The sequence below is a fragment of the Chromobacterium sp. FG22 genome (assembly GCF_057809415.1).
Map to the genome: position 1 here is coordinate 1 of NZ_JBMDJX010000011.1, position 19,288 is coordinate 19,288.

Here is a 19,288-nt window from a genome sequence, read left to right on the forward strand (position 1 = left end):
CATCGCCCTTGGCGGCGGTGGCGCGTTGAGCTTGTTCAGCCGGGGCGCTGGCGTCTTGAGCCGCCCAGCTGGCGCCGGCGAACAGGGAAGTCATCAGAGCAATGGCAAGAGTGGATTTCTTCATGGGATTAACCTTTTCGAGAGAGTGAGTCACATCGCTTGCGCTTGAGTCTGTCGCGCTTCGATCATTTGCGCTTTCCCTATGGCAAAAGGCGTGCCAGCTTTGATTTTTTCTTATGTATCAAAGTTTTGCGTTTTTTGTGGCTTGAGTTTGATTGCAGGAAGCGGCCATTCTGTCGCCGTTAGGCGACAGAATGTCGGTGGAGATGGGCAGAGCTTTGATTTGCTTGGGGTTTTGCCTGTCGCCGATCGGCGACAGACGTAGAGGCGCTCCGTTTCCGTCACGCCGATCGCGTCGCCGCGCTTATTCCAGCTTGAAGGCGGCCGGCGTCAGTTCGTGTTTTTGCAGCAAGCGGTAAAACTCGGTGCGGTTGCGGTCCGCCAGGCGCGCGGCGTCGCTGACATTGCCGCCGGTCAGCCGCAACAGGCGTTCCAGATAGTCGCGTTCGAATTGCCGCTTGGCTTCCGCCAGCGTCGGAATCGCGCTTTCTTCACTGGCGACGGCTTTCTGTACTTGCGCCAGCGTTACCAGAGAGCCGGTGGTCAGCACGCAACATTGTTCAACCACATTGGCCAATTGTCGGATATTGCCCGGCCAGGGCGCCGCGCTCAGGTATTCCAGCGCGTCGGCGGCGAAACCGCTGACGGCCTTTTGATAGCGGGTGGCGATTTTTTCCAGGAAATGCGCGGCCAGCAGAGGAATGTCTTCGCGGCGTTCCGCCAGCGGCGGCAGGCGCAGAGACACCACGTTCAGGCGGTAGAACAAATCCTCTCGGAAGCTGCCTTCCTGAATCAGCGCTTCCAGCTCGCGATGCGTGGCCGACACCAGACGGATATCCACCGGGGTCGCCCGCGTCGCGCCGACCGGACGCACCTCGCGCTCTTGCAGCACGCGCAGCAGTTTGACCTGCAGCGGCGGCGGCATATCGCCGATCTCGTCCAGGAACAGGGTGCCGCCGTCCGCCTGTTGGATCAGGCCGGTCTGGCGCGCGTTGGCGCCGGTGAACGAGCCTTTTTCATGGCCGAACAACTCGCTTTCCAGCAGATTGTCCGGAATCGCCCCGCAGTTGACCGCGATGAAGGGCTGGCCGGCGCGCGGGCTGGCCAGGTGGATGGCCTTGGCCAGCACTTCCTTGCCGGTGCCGCTTTCGCCGCGCAAGAGCACGCTGGCGCCGGTGGCGGCGACCATGCGGGCCTCGGCCAGCAGTTCCTCCATCGCCGGGCTGCGGCTGACTAGGCCGGAGCGCCAGCCGGCGGCGGCTTGATCGACCGCGCGTCCGGGGCCCGCCAGCGATAGCCCTTGGGCCACCTTGTCCAGCAGCGCCTTGCCGTCGAAGGGTTTGACCAGATAGCCGAATACGCCGCGGCTGACCGCTTCCACGGCGTCCGGCACCGTGCCGTGGGCGGTCAGCAGAATCACCGGCATCGCGGGGTAGCGCTGGCGGACTTGCTCAAACAGCTCCAGACCATCCATGCCGGGCAGGCGCCAGTCCGTCAGCAGCAAGTCGGCGCGGCGGGCCGCCAGCGCGTTCAAGGCCGCTTCGGCGCTGTCCAGCGCTTCGACCTCGTAGCCGGCGGCGCCGAGGCGAAGGCCGAGCAAGCGCAACAGATCGGGATCGTCGTCCACCAAGACGATGCGGGCGATGGAGCTCATGGCTGGCCTCCTTTGGTTTTGCTGGGTTTCAGCTGGAGTTCGCGCTCGACTTCGCGCAAGGCGTTGAGCTTGCCGTTCAAGTCGTCGTAGCGTTTTTGCAGATCGCGGTTCTGCGCCTGCTGTCGTTCCAGCGCTTCCGCCAGCTTGCGTCTTTCCTGCAGCTGTTGAAGCGGCAGCCGCGCAAGACCCTGGCTGGCCGGGTCCAGATTATCGGTTTTGGCGAGCAGACTTTCCAATTGGGCCTGCAGTTTTTGAACATCGGCGCGGCTCTCCGCCGCCTGCGCCTGTTGCAGCAGAGTCAGCAAGCGGGCGCTGCCGCAGCTTTCCCGTCCGGCCAGGCTCAGCGCCTGGATTTCCCGCGTCTGGCTCAGTAGCAGCAGGATCTGGTTGGCGTCCGGGCAACGGATGATGGGCGCGGCGGGCACGGCGACCGGCTGGCCTTGATGAGCGCAGGCGCTCAGGGCCAGCAGGCCGCACAGCCAAAGAAGCCGGCGCGCGTTGAGAGCCCAAAAGCGAGATGTCTTCATATCTTGTTCTCCGGTTCCGGCCACTGCAGGCGGAAGCAGGCGCCGGCCTGAGGTTTGGATTCCAGCGTCAGTTCGCCGCGCATCAATTGGGCGAAGCCGCGCGCCATCGCCAGGCCCAGCCCGGTGCCGGGCAGTTCGCCCGGCGGCGGCGAGCCGCTCCAGAACGGTTCGAAAATTTTTTCCCGATAGGCGTCCGGCACTCCGGGGCCTTGATCGCGGATTTCCAGCCAGACGCCGCCGGCGTCGCGGCCGTGGCGCAGGCTCAAGGCGCTGCCGGCGGGGCTGTGGCGGATGGCGTTGATCAATAGATTGTCCAGAATGGTTTCCACTTTGGAGCGGTCGCCGTTGACCCGATCCGCGTCGCCCAGGACGTCGGCGGCCAGGCGTTTGGCCTGCAATAGCGGACGGCTGGCCTGCAGCCGCTCCGCAATCAGCGCCGGCAGATCGAAGGTTTCCACGGTCAGCGTCTCGGACAGCCATTGGCCGGCATCATAGCGCAATAAGGCTTCCACGCGCTGACGCAGAGTTTGCGCATTGTTTTGCAGGATGGCGACGATCTCCTGCTGCTGCGCGGACAGCTGTCCTATCACTTCTTCGCGCAGCAGCGCGGCGGCTTCGTGGATGGCGGCCAGCGGCGTTTTCAGCTCATGGGACGCTTGGCGGAAGAAACGGCCTTTCTGTTCTTCCAGCGCCGCCAGCCGGCGGTCTAGCTGGGCCAGCTCGCGCGCCAGACGCTGCAGGTCGGCGGGGCCGGACTGGCGCCAGTCCTGCAGCCGCGCGCCGTCGCTCATCCGCGCGATCTTGGCTTGCAGCTTGCGCAGCGGCCAGCTGATCAACAAGGTCATCGCCAGCGCCAGCGCCAGCGCGGAGGCCAGCGACAGCCAGGCCAGGCGGTCGGCGGTGCGGCGCATTTCCGTGATCGAGTCCTGCCATTGGCGCTGGCTTTGTTCCAGTTGGCGGTTGATCAATTGGCCTTGCGCGGTCAGGTGCAGGTCCAGCTGGCGGAACAAGCGGTCGCGTTGCGCGCCGGCGCGCGCCGGCAGGGCCTGGAGTTGCGGCTGGATCGCCAGAATGGCCCGGGCGCTGAGCGTCAACTCGTCGTCGTCGCCGCGTTGCAATTTGCGTTGCGCCAGCTCGATCTCCTGCCAGGCGCCGGCGGCGGTTTTGGCCAGCGCGCGGTCTTTCAGGATTTGAGCCTGGCGGGTGGCGCGTTCGAATTGAATGGATTGCTCGCGCGACACGCGGTTGGCGTCCAGCCATTCCTTGGCTTGCTCCTGATGCGAGCGCAGCGTGGAGGCGGCGTGTCCCAGCTCGTTGCGCAGCTGGATCAGCACGGCCGAGGGCACGACGGCGACGATCAGAAAGCTGGCCAGCAACAGGCTGCGGAATGAAACGAAACGAAGCATGATGGGGTCGGCGTCGACGCCGCGGGCGTAGGCCCGCGGCTAAGGGCAAAGATCAAGCAGACAGCGGAGCGGCGGCTAAGTTCTGGCGGGAAATCCATTCAGCCAGTTCAGCCACGCTCAGAACGGGCAGCGCGTGCGTTTGAGCGTAGTCCGCGATTTGCGCGCCGCGCATCATGCTGCCGTCGGGGTTCATCAGCTCGCAGAGCACGCCGGCGGGCTGGAAGCCGGCCAGGCGCGCCAGTTCCACCGCGGCCTCGGTATGGCCTCGGCGGCTCAGCACGCCGCCGGCGGCGGCCACCAGCGGGAAGACATGGCCGGGGCTGACCACGTCGTCCGCCTGCGCTTGCGGGTGGACGGCGGCCTGGATGGTGCGCACCCGGTCGGCGGCGGACACGCCGGTGGACACGCCCTGGGCGGCTTCTATGCTGACGGTGAAGGCGGTGCCGTAGCGGCTGCCGTTGCGTTGCGTCATCGGCGGCAATTGCAGCCGGGCGGCGTGCTCGGCGGTCAGGCACAGGCAGACGATGCCGCTGCAATCGCGGATCAGACGCGCCATTTCGGCCTCGCTCAGCGCGTCGGCGGCCAGGATCAGGTCGGCCTCGTTCTCGCGGTCGTGATCATCGGGAACAATGACCGGCAGGCCGCTGCGCAAGGCGTTCAGCGCCGCCTCTACGCGTTGGGACAAGATGTCGGGGTGTGTGGCGATACTCATGGAAACGGTCCTCGGGTCGTTTGAGAAACAGGTTCCAGGGCGTGAAAAGGGCCGGCGCAAGCCAACCCGCGCGCACTAGCGCGCAGCGAACACGCCGCGGCCGCGCGTAGCGCGGCAGGCGGCCATGTCGTCTTCTCTCATCCGGACTATTACCGTCGGCTCTGGCCTGTCACCAGATCTGCTGACCTTCCGCCGGGAAGCGGAAGCGCTCGCGGGCTCGATCTTGCGATCATACCGCCGGTGGGGAATTGCACCCCGCCCTGAAGACGTTGCGTTGGCCCGCGATGATGGGCGGGCCAGCGGCGATTATAGCGCGGTGGTAAGATTGGGCATTCGTTTTTTTGGCCGGCGGCTGACACCATGATTGAAACCGACAACCTGTACGGCGGCGCGCCCGAGCCGCGCATCGTCACCCAGCAAAGCCTGTCCAGCCAGGAGGAGGCGCTGGAGCGCGCCTTGCGGCCCAAGCAGCTGGACGAGTACGTCGGCCAGAAGAAGGCGCGCGAACAGCTGGAGATCTTCATCGAAGCGGCCAAGCGCCGCAGCGAAGCGCTGGACCACGTGCTGCTGTTCGGCCCGCCCGGCTTGGGCAAGACCACGCTGGCGCACATCGTCGCCCGCGAAATGGGGGTGAATTTGCGCCAGACCTCGGGGCCGGTGCTGGAGCGGGCGGGCGATCTGGCCGCCTTGCTGACCAATCTGGAGCCGCACGATGTGCTGTTCATCGACGAGATCCACCGGCTGAGCCCGGTGGTGGAGGAAATCCTCTATCCGGCGCTGGAGGATTATCAGATCGACATCATGATAGGCGAGGGGCCGGCGGCGCGTTCGGTCAAGATCGATCTGCCGCCGTTCACCCTGGTGGGGGCCACCACCCGCGCCGGCATGCTGACCAATCCGCTGCGCGACCGTTTCGGCATCGTCGCGCGGCTGGAGTTCTACAACGCGGAGGAACTGACCCGCATCGTCAGCCGTTCCGCCGGCTTGTTGAACGTCAAGCTGGCCGACGACGGCGCGTTCGAAGTGGCGCGCCGCAGCCGCGGCACGCCGCGCATCGCCAACCGGCTGCTGCGCCGGGTGCGGGATTACGCCGAGGTCCGGGCCGACGGGGTGGTCAGCGCTCAGGTTGCGGACGCCGCGCTGGCGATGCTGGACGTGGACCCGGCCGGCCTGGACGTCATGGACCGCAAACTGCTGCAGGCCATTCTGGAGAAGTTCTCCGGCGGGCCGGTGGGGCTGGACAACGTCGCGGCCGCCATCGGCGAATCCACCGATACCATAGAAGATGTGATTGAGCCCTTCCTGATTCAGCAAGGCTATCTGCAGCGCACTCCGCGCGGCCGGATGGCGACGGCGTTGGCCTATCAGCACTTTGGGCTGCCGTTGCGGGATTGACGCGCCGGCCGGCGCTGTCGCTTGCGCGCAGCAGCATGGCCATCCCTTGATCGCCGCCGCCGCCGCGCGGGCGTACAATGCCTGCTTTCACGCATTCCGCTGCGGCGGGGGATGATTATGTTCTACGCTTTGTTCGGCCTGACCTTGGCGGTGGCGATCGCCACTTCGATTTTCACCGCGCGCTTTTTCGATCCGGCGGTCAACAAGATTCTGGCGCGAGTCCTGGGACGGGATTTGACCGATGCCTGGCGCAAGTACATTTTCTTCGCCATCGTGGTCACCGGCGTGTCCGGCGGCGTGCGGCAGTGGGCGTTGGAGAAGTACCTGCCGCCGGCGGCGGGCAAGGGCAGCACGGTGATGGAGCTGACCGGCGAACGCTGGTTGCTGGAGTTGTTCAATACCTTCATCGACACCCTGCGCTCGATTGCCTGGGTGATGTTGTTGTTCTTCCTGTGCGCGATGCTGGCCTATGTGATCATGAAGGCGGTGGAGATGCGCAAAGGCGAGCAGGCCTCCGACGAATGAAAAAATCCCGGTCATGGACCGGGATTTTTCTTTGAAGCGCGGCGCGGCTCAGCGGCCGATCTTGATTTGCGACCACAAGCGGTTCAGATCGCGGCGGGATTTCACGTCCAGATCTTTCAGCGCCACGTATTTGCCCTTGGCCGGCTCCAGCATGATCACCGGATTGGCCTTGATCTGCGGTTTGAAGAAGGCCTCGGCCGCCTTGACCGGATTGGTTGCGCCGATCTGGTTGGAAATCTCGGCGGCGTTCTTGCCGTCCAGCATGAAATTGATGAAGCGGTGCGCCAGGTCCGGACGCGGGGCGTCCTTCAACACCACCATATTGTCCACCGCCAGGATATTGCCTTCTTTCTGCGGCTGGTAAGCCAGCTTGAACGGGCGTTTGGCGTGCTGCGCGTCCTGCTGTGCCTGGAACAGATCGTTGGAATAGCCGTGTGCCACCCAGATATTGCCGACGGTCAGCTCTTTGATATAGCTCTGGTTGTTGAAGGCGGCCCAATAGGGCTTGGCTTTGCGGATCACGCCGGCCGCGGCCTTCCAATCTGCTGGCTGGACGGAGTTGGCGTCCTTGCCGAGATAGAGCAGGGCGGCGGACATCAGTTCGCGCTGAGAATCCAGCACGGTGACCCTGCCCTTGATCTTGGCCAGCACCGCGGGATCGAAGATCAGCGCCCAGCTGTTGGCCTGCGGCAGCACGCCGGCTTTTTGCAACTGGGTTTCGTTGTAGCCTAGCAAGGTCAGCGATACCACGGTGGGCGCGGCCACCTTGTTGCCGGCGTCGAACGGCGCGTTCAGGCTCAGATAGCCGGCGTTGAGGTTTTTCCAGTTGGGCAGCAGCGCCTTGTTCAGTGGCTGGGTCTTGCCCTGCTTGATCAGCGTGCTGACGGCGAAGGCGGTGGGAAACACCATGTCGTAGCCTTTGGCGCCGGCGGCCAGCTTGGCCAGCATTTCCTCGTTGTCCCCGTAATAGTCCTGCACCAGCCTGCATTTGCACGATTGTTCGAAACGCTTGGCGGTGTCTGCGGACAAGGCGTTGTTCCAGTTGTAGATATGGAGTACGTCCTCGGCCATTGCCGAGCCCCAAGTCAGAGCCAGAAGCGCCGAAAGGGCCAGCTTTTTCATACGCGTGAATCCTTAAGTTCAAAGAATGGGAGGGTAAAAAGGGAGGCGGAGCGAAGGCGCCGCGGCGCCTCCGCCTCCGTCACAGCGCGACCATATTGTCGCGATGGATCAGTTCCGGTTCGATCATATAGCCCAGCGCGGCCTCGATCTCGCGGGTGGGTTTTTGCATGATGGTGCGCGCTTCGCTGGAGCTGTAGTTGACCAGGCCGCGCGCCACTTCCTTGCCTTCCTGATCGACGCAGGCCACCGCCTCGCCGCGCAGGAAATCGCCTTCCACCGCGCAAACGCCGATAGGCAGCAGGCTGGTGCCGCGTTCCCGTACCGCCAGCGCCGCGCCGGCGTCCAGCACCAGACGGCCGGACAGCTTCAGATGGTCCGCCAGCCATTGCTTACGCGCCGCCATGCGGCTGGTGGGCGGCAGCAATTGGGTGCCGATGCCTTCGCCGTCCGCCAGGCGCGACAGCACCTGATGCTCGCGGCCGCAGGCGATCACGGTGGCCGCGCCGCTGCGCGCCGCGCGCTTGGCGGCGAGAATCTTGGTGATCATGCCGCCGGTGCCCACGCTGGAACCGGCGCCGCCGGCCATCTCTTCCAGCCGGGCTTCGCCGGCGACGGCTTCGTGGATGAATTCCGCGTCCGGGTGTTTGCGCGGGTCCGCGCTGTACAGGCCTTGCTGATCGGTGAGAATGATCAGCGCGTCGGCCTCGATCAGATTGGTCACCAGCGCGCCCAGGGTGTCGTTGTCGCCGAAGCGGATTTCGTCGGTGACCACGGTGTCGTTCTCGTTGATGATGGGCACCGCGTTCAGGTTCAACAGGCTGGTCAGCGTGGAGCGGGCGTTCAGGTAACGGGTGCGGTCGGCCAGGTCCTCGTGGGTCAGCAGGATTTGCGCGGTTTGCAGGCCAAAGCCGCGGAAGGCGGTTTCGTAGGCCTGGCACAGGCCCATCTGGCCGACCGCCGCCGCGGCCTGCAATTCGTGCACGCCCTTGGGGCGCACGGTCCAGCCCAAGCGCTGGCAGCCCTCGGCGATCGCGCCGCTGGAAACCAGCACCACCTGTTTGCCGCGCCGCTTCAGCTCGGCGATCTCCGCGGCCCAGCGATCAAGCGCCGCCCTGTCCAGGCCCTTGCCGTCATTGGTGACGAGACTGGAGCCGACCTTGACCACAATCCGGTCTGCGGCGTGAATAACCGAGCGCATCCAAAACTCCATAAGTCGAAAACGATAGATGCGGGGGAGTGTACCCGAAAAATCGGGGGGCGGACGGTCTCCAGCGGTGAGGGCGTCCGCCGGCGACCAAGCGATGGCGCCAGTCCGTTGATTACAAGGGCTTTGATCCGGGCAGCGGCATCCGGCCGGCCAGGCAGCACGATAAAAGCTTGATCTGGATCAGAAATGCTCGCTGTCGCGGTATTCCATGATCTGGAACAGCGGAGTCTGCGCGTGCAGACGCGACACCCGGATCAGGCTTTCCCGTTCGCCGTCGTGCAGGCGGAATTCGCGCAACTGGCTATACGGGCGTCCCGCCATCAACAGCAGTTTGGGCGCGCCGGCAGGCGTGGCCAGCAGCAAGACGAACTGAAAGCTGTCGCCGGGATGGGTAATGCTGGGCACGGCCAGCGCGGGCCGGGGCGGCCCGCCGATGAACTCCACGCCGCATTCGATCTCCCGCCCGTCCGCGCGCAGCGCGACCCAGCGAGCGATGCCCAGCTTGGCGTTTTCCGGCTGATTGGGAGGCGTGACCAGCAGCAACTCGCCGGCGCGCAAAGATTGATCGCGCGGTTGGCCGTGCAGCAGCAGGCCGTTGTCGCTCTGGTTGGAAATAGCCAGCAAGCAGGGCGGCGGCGGTGGGCGTTGGCGCGGCGTGTCTTCTTCCGCGGCGATGCCGGGTAACTGCCAGCTCAGATCGTTGCGATGGAACCAGATGCCCGGCAGCGCGGCGACGATTTCAATAATGGTTTGGGTCTTGAGCCGCGGGTGGCGGCGGCGTTTGGGCTGATGCCATTCCTCCACCAAAAGGGACAAGAGCTGCAACTCGTCTATCATCAGGCCTTGTTGGCGATTGTTCTGCGCCTTTTGCAGCGCTTCGCGGCTTTTCTCCAGAATGTCGCGCAGCGGCTCCAGATCCAGCAGAAAGCAGCCGGGGCCCAATTTGCTTGCGGAAATCGGCAGAAAGCGCGGTGGGGAATCGATCTGTTGGTCCACCAGATAGCCGTGCACCGGCTGGGTCAAGGCTTCCACCGGGATTAGCCGGGCCTTGGCGGCCAGGTCGAAGATCAACTGCCGCGACAAGGCCTGCTCGGTGGGGGCGAGACGATTGCTGGGCGTCAGCCCCATCAGCAGAATTTGCAGATAGATGGTCTGGATGGAGTCGTCGTTGGCCAGACCCTTGTCCTGCCAGCCGCGGCTGCAGGCGAAAATATGCAGCTGGTGGCAGTCGTACCAGAAGTCCGGCGTGATCGGGCTATAACATTGCTGGCTGATGCTCAGCAATTGGCGCGCCGCCATCATGGTATAGGCCATCAGCTCGATTTTCGGATGCTCGCGATCCAGCAGGCTGCGCTTGGCCAGGCGATCGTGCAGCGTCTGTTTGAAAGTGATGAAAATCATTGCAAACAGCTCGGCGCTGAGCAAGGCCAGCTGTCGCACTTTTGGCGTGCCCAGGCTGTCGTGCTGCCGAATCTCGTTTTCCAGCAGCGGATAATAGCGGTCCACCGCTTTTAGATACAGCTTCAGCAGCTTGTGGCGCAAATGGCCGTCCAGCGGAACCCGGGACAGATTTTGCAGGGACTGGCTCAATAAGCGTCCGCATTCGGGCAGGTCGGTGAAGGGCAGCCGCTCCAGCCATGCCGCCACACTATCCGGTTGAGTATCTATCAGCAGAGGATCCATAGTTTGTTCTGGCAGGATGAGCGGCGGCATGCAAGGCGATTCACAATGTAAATCTTGCCAAATCGCATGCTATGGGCACTCACCCCGCCATGGCAAGGAGGATCACGGCAAAGCGATGCTTTGGCCGTCGGCGGTGTTGGATGCGCGCGCCAGTTCCTCCAGCGTGGCTTCGGTGGCGGCGATCAGGAAAGCCATTTCCTCGTCGGTGATCGAGTAGGGCGGCATGAAGTAAACGGTGTTGCCGATCGGACGCAGCAGGCATCCGCGGCGCAGCATCGCGGCAAAGCAGGCCTGGGCGAAATCGGCTCGAGCGGTGTCGACCTCGAAGGCCCAGATCATGCCGCGGTGACGGAAATCCCTGACATCCGGCCGTGCCCGCAAGGCAGCCATCTGCGCGTTGAAGCGCTGGGCCTTGGCGGCGTTGACGGCCAGAACATCTTCCTCCGCAAAGATATCCAGCACCGCCAGGGCCGCGGCGCAGGCCAGCGCATTGCCGGTATAGCTGTGCGAATGCAAGAAACCGCGGGTGACGTCATCGTGATAGAAGGCCTGGTAAATCGGATGGCTGGTCAACACGCAGGAGAGCGGCAGGAAGCCGCCGGTAATGCCTTTGGACAGACAGAGAAAGTCCGGCGTGATGTCGGCTTGCTGATAGGCGAACAGACTGCCGGTCCGGCCAAAGCCGACGGCGATCTCATCGGCGATCAAGTGCACCTGATATTGATCGCACAGCTGGCGCAGCTCGCTCAGATACAGCGGATCGTACATCGCCATCCCGGCCGCGCCTTGAACCAAGGGCTCCACGATGACGGCAGCCACTTCCCCCGCGTGTTTGGCCAGCAGGCTTTCCAGCGCCTGGATCGCTTTGAGCGCGGCATCGGCCGCGCTTTCTCCGGGTTGCGCGCGGCGGGCGTCCGGAGACGGCGCGCGCAGGCTCGGCTTCAGCAAGCCGGCGTAAGTGTTGGAAAACAAGGGAACGTCGGTCACGGCCAGGGCGCCGACGGTTTCGCCGTGGTAACTGTTTTCCAGGCTGATGAAGCGGGTCTTGTCCGCTTGCCCCTGGTTGCGCCAATAGTGGAAGCTCATCTTGAGCGCAATTTCCGTGGCGCTGGCGCCGTCGGATCCATAGAACACGTGGGCCAGGCCGCTGAGCTTGGCCAGACGTTCCGACAACTCCACCACGGGCTGATGCGTAAAGCCCGCCAACATCACGTGCTCCAGCTTGTCCAGCTGATCCTTGATCGCCTGCTTGATCCGAGGCTGACCATGGCCAAACAAATTGACCCACCAGGAGCTGACTCCGTCCAGATAACGCTTGCCGTCGAAGTCGCTCAGCCAGACGCCGTCGGCGCTGGCGATGGGCACGATGGGCAAAGCCTCGTGGCGCTTCATCTGGGTGCAGGGGTGCCAGACGGTGTTGAAGCTGCGTTGCAGCCAGTCTTGGTTATCACTCATATCTGTTCTATGTATTCAGACTAAGCATTCGATGCTATCACAGGGAGGGCGAAGGCAGCGGACTGACCAAAAACGTCACATTTCTACTTGTTGCGCTGTTGATGCCTGTCAGATTGATTGGAATGGGAGTGGAAGAGGGGGTGGCATGATTTCTGCATAAGCCACACCCTATAAAACAAGCCTTGGAGCCGAGCAATGAGGAAGGCGGCTGGTTTTACCTTGATTGAACTAATGATTGTTGTCGCTATTATCGGTATTTTGGCGGCGATTGCGATTCCGGCTTATCAGAATTATACGATTCGAGCCAAGGTGGCGGAAGGTCTGACTTATGCGGATCAAGCAAAGACCTCGGTGTCTGAATTCTATCTGGCGGGCAATACTTGGCCAAGCACCAATGCCAGTGCGGGTTTGCCTGATACTTTGGCGGGAAATTATGTCAGTAATGTGCAGGTCGGAGTCAGTAGCGGAGTCAGTACGGTGACTGTGCTGTTTAATAATAGTGTGGTCTCTGGTTTGTCTGTAGTTTTTACCCCAGTAGTGAGTAGTGGTACTATAGCGTGGTCGTGCTCTACTGATGCGGCTTATGCTCAATATGTGCCTTCGTCTTGCCATTAATGAATGGAGCTTTCAATGCAAAAATCCCAACAAGGTTTTACTCTTATCGAGCTGATGATAGTTGTTGCTATCATTGGTATTCTCGCCGCGATTGCCATTCCCGCTTATCAGGACTACACGAAGCGGGCCAGAGTTTCTGAGGGTCTGAGTCTGGCTTCTGCTGCAAAAACTGCTGTGGCAGAGTACTATGCTTCAAATGGCTCATTTCCGACAAGCAATGCCTCTGCTGGATTGCAAACTACTATTACGGGTAATTCGGTGACTGACCTTTCTGTCGGTGCTAGTGGGGTGCTTACTGTGACGTACAGTACGACACTTGTGGACTCTACTAACAATAAATTGACTTTGACTCCCTCTGCATCAGGAGGGTCGATTATATGGATTTGTGCGAAGGCGAGTTCCAATGGTGTTAAAGATCAATGGTTGCCAGCAAACTGCCGAGCTGGTAACTGATGTTTAATTTTTGTTGAAATGGGGGTGCCGAAAGGCACCCTTTTATTATGAATAAAAATATAAAGATATTAGTTTATTTTTTTATTGCCCTATCAGTTTCTGCCCCATTTTTAAGTTGGCTGCGTTATGCGCCACTTCCGGATTGGTTTTCTGATGCTTCTGCACTTGCGCTTCTTGGTGTGGCCATGTGTGGCTTGTGTCTATTGAATATTGATAGAGTCCTTGTTTCGTGGCTTGAACTGGTCCTACTTGTGCTTGCTTTTTCTGTGTTGCATTCCAGTTTTTATGGCTACTTAGCACTATTGTTTATTGGGTTGGCCCTGTTTTCTATTTTGCTTAGAAGTTGTCTCAGTATATCGGATGCCGATAATCTGATCTTTGTGCTTGCCTGTGTAGTCACTTTTTTTTCATTGTTGCAATCGTTGGTGGGTATATTGCAAGCAGTAAAGTTAGCCTATCTTTTTAATGGGTTTGTTGTGTATGATCCAAAATCTAATGCTGTGATAGGAAATATTGCTCAGCGTAACCAGTACGCTAATTTTCTGTTTTGGGGTGTGTTGTCTATCTGTTATTTGTATGCGATTAATAAACTTAGAGTGGTGTTTGCTGTATTGTGTTTGCTCCCAGTTGTGCTTTCGATGTCATGGTCTGGTGCTCGCTTGCCTTTGATTTATGCTTTGTTGGCTAGTGTATTGGTTTGGTATTGGTTTAGAAAAGAAAGAGCGCAAAAAGAGCTCGGCCGATTAGCGATGGCTGTGTCGATCGCAGTATTATTAATTGCAATATTTCAAATTTTGAGTCGTGATATTGTTGCATTTCTAAATTATATGGGATTGTCTGTTGATGTGGTTAGCGGAGCGGAACGTATCTCGGATGGGGGGTTTGCTGCAAAAAGACGCATTGAATGGACTAAGGCGTGGTTGATGTTTTCTCAGCACCCATGGTTTGGGCTTGGCTGGGGGGGCTTTGCCGCGGAAGCCGCAAAGATGGAGTTGATGGCTGGGCTGCCAAAGTTTTCAGAAAGTTGGTTGTTTACCCATAGCCATAATTTATTTTTCCAACTTTTGGCAGAGTCTGGGCTGGCAGGAGTCTTACCTGTTGTGTTAGGTTTTGTTTTTTATATCTGGTGGTTTGTGATCGGGGCAAAAAAGAAGATAGAATCTTTCTGGATGTTGTGTGTGCTGATGGTGCTGTTGACGCATAGCATGTTTGAGTATCCATTGTGGTACATGCCGTTTTTGATCATGCTTATACTGATCTGTGCGTTGGCAGGAAATAAAGGGCATGCTTTTTTGCTTCGACCAGCGCTTCTGAAAATATTTTCCTGTGTTTTTGGATTTGGATTCATTTTGTATTTTGTTTTAGGGGTGTTCCCATTTTTTGTGATTGTTAGGAATAATTTTCCGGTTGTTGAGGCAAAAGAAAATATATTACGCTTGGAGCAGTTGTCCTCAATGAGTAAGAATCCTTTCTTCGCAAGAGAGGTTGATCTAGTTATTGGTAATTATATGCTGCCGAGTCGCGAGCAACTGGATATAAAGTTGGCTCATTTTAACTCGCTGGCAAGTTATCGACCCTACCCTAATATTTTGATAAAATTAGCCATTTTCCAAGCGTTAAACGACCAGCAGAGGGATGCCTTGCAGTCGTTAAAAGTTGCAATTGCCAACTATCCAGATTACGTCAAAGAGTTTTCAGAAATGTTGGCAAGGGTTCCTGAACCTAATGTTACGCCTTTGAAGGACGTGGCGCTGACTGCCGCCCAAGCCTATGCAAAGTACCCTGCCTATAGCCAAGCTGCGCAGCGTGCCGCAGTGATGACTGTGGCCGCGCCCGTGACGCGCAAGCCCTTGTTTTGACCGCTAGGATGCAGTTTGTTTGAGCGCCTGCTTGAGGTATCCTGCGTCCTCCATCTAGCAAACGACTGCCGTAATATGAGTGCTCAAAGATTTTCCACATTCCTGGCGATGCTGGCTCTATGCCTCATCGCCATCCTGCCTTTCGCCTCGCGCATCCACTATGTGCCGCTGCCGCAGTGGTTTGGCGAAATCAATGTGGTCTGGCTGCTGCTGGCGGCGGCGGTCTTCTTGTTGCCTAGCGGATCGTTATTCCGCTACATGCCGCGTAGCGCCTGGTGGTGTCTGGCCATGGGCCTGCTGTGGGCCGGGCAGCCGTTCTGGGTGGAGGCCTTGTTCCCCGGGATGAATTACGCCACCGCCTTGGCCTGGCTGGCTGCGGGCTTGCTCGCGGCTGTCACCGTGTCCTTGCGCGAGGAAATGGGGGAGCGGCCGTTCGCGGTCTGGTTGGCCTGGGCCTTGATTGTGGGCGGCTTGGTGCAGGCGGCGATAGGCGTGGCTCAGTTGACCGGTTACGCCGCGGAGCTGGGCTTGTTTTACGATGGCTCGCATCCCACCAGCAATATTTTTGGCCATATCGGCCAGCGCAATCAATACGCGCATTATTTGATGTGGTCGGTAGTGGCCGGCGTGTATTTGTACGCGGCCGGCCGGCTGCCGCGTTGGGGCTTGGCGATACTGGTGCTCGGCCTGGCCTTGATGTTGGGCTGGGCGGGCTCTCGCACCATTCTATTGTACCTGCTGACCTTGTCCGGTCTGGCCGCGCTGTGGCATTGGCGCATCGGCAGCGCGGAGTCGCGCCGGATGCTGTGGGCGATGTGGTTGTCTTGCCTGGTAGTATTGGCGATGCAGTTCGCCCTGCCTTGGTTCAATCAGCTGATTTCCTGGCTGACGCATGAAAACTTGCAGAACACTTCCGGCCTGGCCCGTCTGGCGGCCAATGGCGACGATATGGGGTCGCGGCGTTTCGCCGAAATGCACAAAGCATGGTTGAGCTTCCAGTCGCATCCGCTGACGGGGGTGGGTTGGTCGCAGTTTGCCGCGGAGAGCGTGCGTTTGCAGCCGCTGCCGCAATTCGCCGCATCCGGCTTCAACAGCGGCTTGTTCACCAATTCCCATAACCTGGTGCTGCAATTGCTGGCCGAGATGGGCGGCGTGGCCACCTTATTGATCGTCGGTGGTTTTGCCTGGGCGCTGTGGCCGTTCTTTGGCCGTCGCGCCACCCTGGAAGGGGTGTTGGCTTTGGGTTGCCTGGCGGTGACGCTGACGCACAGCATGTTGGAGTATCCGCTGTGGTATTACTACTTCCTGGCAATGCTGGTGATCTTCGCCGCAATGGCACCGCGAGGGGATCGTCAGCTAGCTTGGCCGCTGCGCCTGCCGTTATTCGCGGCGCTGGTCTGGATGGGTTGGCTGTCGATCAGCAGTCTGTCGATGTTCTGGGAGCTGGTGGGCCTGTATACGCCGACCAATGACGCCAAGCGCGATGCAACGCGGATGGAGCGTCTGATCGAGATCGCGGACACCAAGCCGCTGTTCGCCTATCATGCGCTTTACACCGTGGACGACTACTTGAAAGTAGGGCCGGAGCAACTTGAGCGCAAGCTGGCGCTGGAGAACCGGCTGACCGCGTTCCGTCCTTATCCGGAAGTGATGCTGAAGCGCGCGCAGTTGGAAATTTTGGCGGGAAAGCAGGTTCAGGCGGAGCAGACCTTGCGGACGACGCTGGCATCGTTCCCCACTTACGCCGGCGTGTTTCTGGGTACGCTGGACGATGACAGGGCGGAATGGGAGCCTCTGCGCGCGGTGGCCCGCGAGGCCTATGCCAAGCTGCCGGCGAAGTACCAGACCATGTTGGAGTAAGCGCTTTCTAGTGCTCGGGACACAAAAAAACCACAGGCTGAGGCCTGTGGTTTTTTATTGAGCGGAAGACGCTTAGCCTTCTATCACCACGCCTTGGCTGAGGGCGGTCTTCATTTTGCCCAAAGCCTTGGCTTCAATCTGGCGGATGCGCTCGGCGGACACGCCGAATTCGGCGGCCAGCTCGTGCAGCGTGGAGCCGCTGTCGTCGGCCAACCAGCGCGCTTCAACGATGCGGCGGCTGCGCGGGTCCAGCGTGGCCAAAGCCTGTTGCAGGCCTTCGGTCTGCAGATGATCGAACGCGCGGCGCTCCATCTCGCGGGTGGGCTCATTGTGATGATCGGCCAGCCAGTCGATCGGCGCGTAGCCGTCGTCGTCGTTGTCGTCCGCCAGCAAGGCGATGTCCTGACCGCTCATGCGGGTTTCCATCTCGCGGACTTCTTCCGGCTTGACGCCCAGATCGGCAGCGATTTGGCGGGCCTCGTTTTCCGACAGCGCGGAGAAACTGCTCTTCATGCTACGCAGGTTGAAGAACAGCTTGCGCTGAGGCTTGGTGGTGGCGATGCGCACCAGGCGCCAGTTGCGCAGGATGAATTCGTGAATCTCGGCCTTGATCCAGTGCACGGCAAAGGAAAACAGGCGCACGCCGCGGTCGGGCTCGAAGCGTTTGACGGCTTTCATCAGGCCGATATTGCCTTCCTGAATCAAGTCGGCTTGCGGCAGGCCGTAACCGGAGTAGCCGCGGGAAATCGATACCACCACGCGCAGGTGCGAGAGCACCAGCTGGCGCGCGGCCTCCAGGTCGTTTTGCTCCTGGAAGCGCGTTGCAAGCTCGTTTTCCTGCTCAGGCGTCAGCATGGGTACGCTGTTCACAGCTTGGATGTATTGCTCCAGGCTGCCGCTGGTGGACGGGACGGGCAAAGCAAATGTTGTGGTCATCTGTATAACTACCTCCTTGGGTAGTGATATGTTAGCACTCGTATATGGAGAGTGCTAGCAATGAAAGGTTCCAGCGTCAATGATTTTTTCTATCGTCTCGATAGTAGCGCAGCCGGTGCGCCGACGCCGTTTGCTCTGATTAACAGTTGTTGCGCCGCTTACATGCGCGTGTAAGCGGCCGCGTTTCATTTGGGTTCTATCTTGCGCAGATGATGGTCGGAGGCGAGGCGGGCGCCCAGCATCGCCAGCAGGGCGGAGACGGCGACGGCGACTGCCAGTTCGATCGGGTTCAGATTGCGCAGTTCCACCCGTTCGCCGTACAACTGGGCGAATTCGCGAATCGCCGGATTGGCCACCGAGGTCAGCCAACCGGTCAGCGCCCAGGCGGCCAAGCCGGCCAGGATGCCTTGCCACATCGCGTGGTACATGAAGGGGCGGCGGATGAAACTGTCCGGCGCGCCTATCAATTTGGACACCTCGATTTCGTCCTGGCGCGCCAGGATTTGCATCCGGATCGCGTTATTGGTCACCAGCACCAGCGCCAGGCCCAGGGCGATGGCCATGAACCAGGTTAGATGCTTGCCCATTTCCACCATGCCGTACAAACGCTTGGCCCAGTCCGCGTCGAATTGCGCCTGTTCCACCATGGGCAGGCCGGAGAGCTCTTTTTGCAGCATCTCCAGCTCACGCGGCTCCAGCGCCTTCGGCGTGACCACGAAGGCGTCCGGCAGCGGATTACTGTCCAGACCGTCGGCCAGGCCCGGCAGGCCGTTGCGCTTTTCCATATCGGCCAGCGCCTTGCTCTTGCTGACGAAGCTGTAGCTCTTGATTTTGGGGTGATGCGTCAGCGTGGAGGTCACCGCGGCCAGGTCCGCCTCTTCCGATGACTGTTCCATGAACAGGGTGACTTGCGGCGTGGCGCTCAGCCGGCCCACCCAGTCTTGCACGCTGCTGACGGCCAGATAAAGCGAGAGTGGCAAGGCCAGCGCCAGCGATAGCATCAGCAAGGTCAGCAGGCTGCCGAAAGGTTGCCGCAGAATCTTGATCAGCGCGAGTTTGGCGCTTTGCCAGTTCAGATAGAGATAATGTTTCATGCGGCAAATTGTCCTTCCCGCAGGCGAATGATTCGGCGGCCGTAGTCTTCCATCAGGGTCTCGTCGTGAGCGGAGATCAATACGGTGACGCCCACTTGGTGGAAGGATTTGAACAATTCCATGATGTCCAGCGCATAGGCGCGGTCCAGGTTGGCGGAAGGTTCGTCGGCCAGCAGGATGCTGGGGCGGTGCACCACGGCGCGGGCGATGCACAGGCGCTGCTGCTCGCCGCCTGACAGGCGGATAGGCATGCTCTTTTCCTTGCCGAGCAGGCCTACTTTGTCCAGCGCGGCGCGCACGCGCTTGGCGGCGTCGCGGCGATCGAAGCCGATGATGTCCAGCGGCAGCATCACATTGTCGAACACGCTGCGGTCGAACAGGATCTTGTGGTCCTGAAACACCAGGCCGATGTGCTGGCGCACATAGGGGATCTGGCTGGAGCGCAGCTTGGACAGGTTCTGGCCGTTGACGACGACGCCGCCCGCGGTGGCGCGCTCTATGCCGGCGATCAGCTTGAGCAAGGTGGACTTGCCGGCGCCGGAATGGCCGGCGAGGAAGACCATCTCGCCGGTGTCGATGTTGAAAGACAGGTTTTTCAGGGCTTCATTGCCACCTGGGTAGCGCTTGGTGACCTGGTCGAACTGGATCATTATTCTGTTCCCGCG

17 protein-coding genes and 1 riboswitch are annotated in these 19,288 nt (G+C 60.4%); of the genes, 6 read left to right on the plus strand and 11 right to left on the minus strand.

Annotation, left to right across the window (positions count from 1 at the left end; genetic code table 11):
• Positions 1–424: 424 nt before the first annotated feature.
• The 4 genes from ACODSD_RS12410 to ribB are packed head-to-tail and all read right to left on the minus strand — an operon-like array spanning position 425 to position 4,419.
• Positions 425–1,774 (minus strand): sigma 54-interacting transcriptional regulator, encoded by a 1,350-nt coding sequence (locus ACODSD_RS12410; protein ID WP_488877500.1) that lies wholly within the window; start codon positions 1,772–1,774, stop codon positions 425–427.
• On the minus strand, positions 1,771–2,301 hold the full coding sequence (locus ACODSD_RS12415) for a hypothetical protein (RefSeq protein WP_235084847.1): 531 nt from the start codon (positions 2,299–2,301) through the stop codon (positions 1,771–1,773). Before ACODSD_RS12415 ends, ACODSD_RS12410 begins: the two co-directional genes overlap by 4 nt.
• Entirely contained in the window at positions 2,298–3,707 is a 1,410-nt protein-coding gene (locus ACODSD_RS12420) for a sensor histidine kinase (protein ID WP_486636426.1), read from the minus strand. Before ACODSD_RS12420 ends, ACODSD_RS12415 begins: the two co-directional genes overlap by 4 nt.
• A gap of 52 nt (positions 3,708–3,759) precedes the next feature.
• Positions 3,760–4,419, minus strand: coding sequence for a 3,4-dihydroxy-2-butanone-4-phosphate synthase (gene ribB, locus ACODSD_RS12425; RefSeq protein WP_488877501.1), 660 nt, complete (start codon positions 4,417–4,419; stop codon positions 3,760–3,762).
• 125 nt (positions 4,420–4,544) lie between these two features.
• A riboswitch (FMN riboswitch) is annotated at positions 4,545–4,691 on the minus strand.
• Positions 4,692–4,779: 88 nt separating this feature from the next.
• On the opposite strand from ribB, the gene ruvB reads away from it, so the two are divergent.
• Complete coding sequence (ruvB, locus tag ACODSD_RS12430) at positions 4,780–5,814, plus strand: Holliday junction branch migration DNA helicase RuvB (RefSeq protein ID WP_107797913.1); 1,035 nt, start codon at positions 4,780–4,782, stop codon at positions 5,812–5,814.
• Positions 5,815–5,931: 117 nt separating this feature from the next.
• Positions 5,932–6,339 (plus strand): hypothetical protein, encoded by a 408-nt coding sequence (locus ACODSD_RS12435; RefSeq protein ID WP_107797914.1) that lies wholly within the window; start codon positions 5,932–5,934, stop codon positions 6,337–6,339.
• Positions 6,340–6,387: 48 nt separating this feature from the next.
• Here ACODSD_RS12435 and ACODSD_RS12440 read toward each other — a convergent pair whose 3' ends face one another.
• The 4 genes from ACODSD_RS12440 to ACODSD_RS12455 all read right to left on the minus strand — a co-directional run bounded on the left by ACODSD_RS12440 (position 6,388) and on the right by ACODSD_RS12455 (position 11,806).
• Complete coding sequence (locus tag ACODSD_RS12440; RefSeq protein ID WP_488877502.1) at positions 6,388–7,461, minus strand: ABC transporter substrate-binding protein; 1,074 nt, start codon at positions 7,459–7,461, stop codon at positions 6,388–6,390.
• Positions 7,462–7,540: 79 nt separating this feature from the next.
• Complete coding sequence (gene proB, locus ACODSD_RS12445) at positions 7,541–8,659, minus strand: glutamate 5-kinase (protein ID WP_107797916.1); 1,119 nt, start codon at positions 8,657–8,659, stop codon at positions 7,541–7,543.
• 189 nt (positions 8,660–8,848) lie between these two features.
• Complete coding sequence (locus ACODSD_RS12450; RefSeq protein WP_488877503.1) at positions 8,849–10,351, minus strand: hypothetical protein; 1,503 nt, start codon at positions 10,349–10,351, stop codon at positions 8,849–8,851.
• A 102-nt stretch (positions 10,352–10,453) separates the two neighbouring features.
• On the minus strand, positions 10,454–11,806 hold the full coding sequence (locus ACODSD_RS12455) for an adenosylmethionine--8-amino-7-oxononanoate transaminase (protein WP_488877504.1): 1,353 nt from the start codon (positions 11,804–11,806) through the stop codon (positions 10,454–10,456).
• A gap of 195 nt (positions 11,807–12,001) precedes the next feature.
• Here ACODSD_RS12455 and ACODSD_RS12460 point away from each other — a divergent pair, with 195 nt between their 5' ends.
• The 4 genes from ACODSD_RS12460 (at position 12,002) to ACODSD_RS12475 (ending at position 16,593) form a co-directional block, all read left to right on the plus strand.
• A complete protein-coding gene (locus tag ACODSD_RS12460; RefSeq protein WP_304502819.1) occupies positions 12,002–12,421 on the plus strand; it encodes a pilin in 420 nt (139 codons plus the stop codon).
• Between the two features lie 15 nt (positions 12,422–12,436).
• Complete coding sequence (locus ACODSD_RS12465; RefSeq protein WP_235084839.1) at positions 12,437–12,874, plus strand: pilin; 438 nt, start codon at positions 12,437–12,439, stop codon at positions 12,872–12,874.
• A 47-nt stretch (positions 12,875–12,921) separates the two neighbouring features.
• On the plus strand, positions 12,922–14,733 hold the full coding sequence (locus ACODSD_RS12470) for a PglL family O-oligosaccharyltransferase (protein WP_488877505.1): 1,812 nt from the start codon (positions 12,922–12,924) through the stop codon (positions 14,731–14,733).
• A 75-nt stretch (positions 14,734–14,808) separates the two neighbouring features.
• Positions 14,809–16,593 (plus strand): PglL family O-oligosaccharyltransferase, encoded by a 1,785-nt coding sequence (locus tag ACODSD_RS12475; RefSeq protein WP_488877506.1) that lies wholly within the window; start codon positions 14,809–14,811, stop codon positions 16,591–16,593.
• 72 nt (positions 16,594–16,665) lie between these two features.
• Here ACODSD_RS12475 and rpoH read toward each other — a convergent pair whose 3' ends face one another.
• The 3 genes from rpoH to ftsE all read right to left on the minus strand — a co-directional run bounded on the left by rpoH (position 16,666) and on the right by ftsE (position 19,273).
• Complete coding sequence (gene rpoH, locus ACODSD_RS12480; protein WP_107797923.1) at positions 16,666–17,529, minus strand: RNA polymerase sigma factor RpoH; 864 nt, start codon at positions 17,527–17,529, stop codon at positions 16,666–16,668.
• 185 nt (positions 17,530–17,714) lie between these two features.
• On the minus strand, positions 17,715–18,623 hold the full coding sequence (gene ftsX, locus ACODSD_RS12485) for a permease-like cell division protein FtsX (protein ID WP_107797924.1): 909 nt from the start codon (positions 18,621–18,623) through the stop codon (positions 17,715–17,717).
• Positions 18,620–19,273, minus strand: coding sequence for a cell division ATP-binding protein FtsE (ftsE, locus tag ACODSD_RS12490; RefSeq protein ID WP_043592279.1), 654 nt, complete (start codon positions 19,271–19,273; stop codon positions 18,620–18,622). Before ftsE ends, ftsX begins: the two co-directional genes overlap by 4 nt.
• Positions 19,274–19,288: the final 15 nt, after the last annotated feature.

Bases quoted from the DNA above. Each gene is read 5' to 3' on its own strand.
- proB (WP_107797916.1), bottom strand. From the start codon at position 8,659: ATGCGCTCGGTTATTCACGCCGCAGACCGGATTGTGGTCAAGGTCGGC.
- rpoH (WP_107797923.1), bottom strand. From the start codon at position 17,529: ATGACCACAACATTTGCTTTGCCCGTCCCGTCCACCAGCGGCAGCCTG.
- ACODSD_RS12415 (WP_235084847.1), bottom strand. From the start codon at position 2,301: ATGAAGACATCTCGCTTTTGGGCTCTCAACGCGCGCCGGCTTCTTTGG.
- ACODSD_RS12450 (WP_488877503.1), bottom strand. From the start codon at position 10,351: ATGGATCCTCTGCTGATAGATACTCAACCGGATAGTGTGGCGGCATGG.
- ACODSD_RS12475 (WP_488877506.1), top strand. From the start codon at position 14,809: ATGAGTGCTCAAAGATTTTCCACATTCCTGGCGATGCTGGCTCTATGC.
- ACODSD_RS12460 (WP_304502819.1), top strand. From the start codon at position 12,002: ATGAGGAAGGCGGCTGGTTTTACCTTGATTGAACTAATGATTGTTGTC.
- ACODSD_RS12410 (WP_488877500.1), bottom strand. From the start codon at position 1,774: ATGAGCTCCATCGCCCGCATCGTCTTGGTGGACGACGATCCCGATCTG.
- ACODSD_RS12470 (WP_488877505.1), top strand. From the start codon at position 12,922: ATGAATAAAAATATAAAGATATTAGTTTATTTTTTTATTGCCCTATCA.
- ACODSD_RS12455 (WP_488877504.1), bottom strand. From the start codon at position 11,806: ATGAGTGATAACCAAGACTGGCTGCAACGCAGCTTCAACACCGTCTGG.
- ACODSD_RS12465 (WP_235084839.1), top strand. From the start codon at position 12,437: ATGCAAAAATCCCAACAAGGTTTTACTCTTATCGAGCTGATGATAGTT.
- ftsX (WP_107797924.1), bottom strand. From the start codon at position 18,623: ATGAAACATTATCTCTATCTGAACTGGCAAAGCGCCAAACTCGCGCTG.
- ruvB (WP_107797913.1), top strand. From the start codon at position 4,780: ATGATTGAAACCGACAACCTGTACGGCGGCGCGCCCGAGCCGCGCATC.
- ACODSD_RS12440 (WP_488877502.1), bottom strand. From the start codon at position 7,461: ATGAAAAAGCTGGCCCTTTCGGCGCTTCTGGCTCTGACTTGGGGCTCG.
- ACODSD_RS12420 (WP_486636426.1), bottom strand. From the start codon at position 3,707: ATGCTTCGTTTCGTTTCATTCCGCAGCCTGTTGCTGGCCAGCTTTCTG.
- ftsE (WP_043592279.1), bottom strand. From the start codon at position 19,273: ATGATCCAGTTCGACCAGGTCACCAAGCGCTACCCAGGTGGCAATGAA.
- ribB (WP_488877501.1), bottom strand. From the start codon at position 4,419: ATGAGTATCGCCACACACCCCGACATCTTGTCCCAACGCGTAGAGGCG.
- ACODSD_RS12435 (WP_107797914.1), top strand. From the start codon at position 5,932: ATGTTCTACGCTTTGTTCGGCCTGACCTTGGCGGTGGCGATCGCCACT.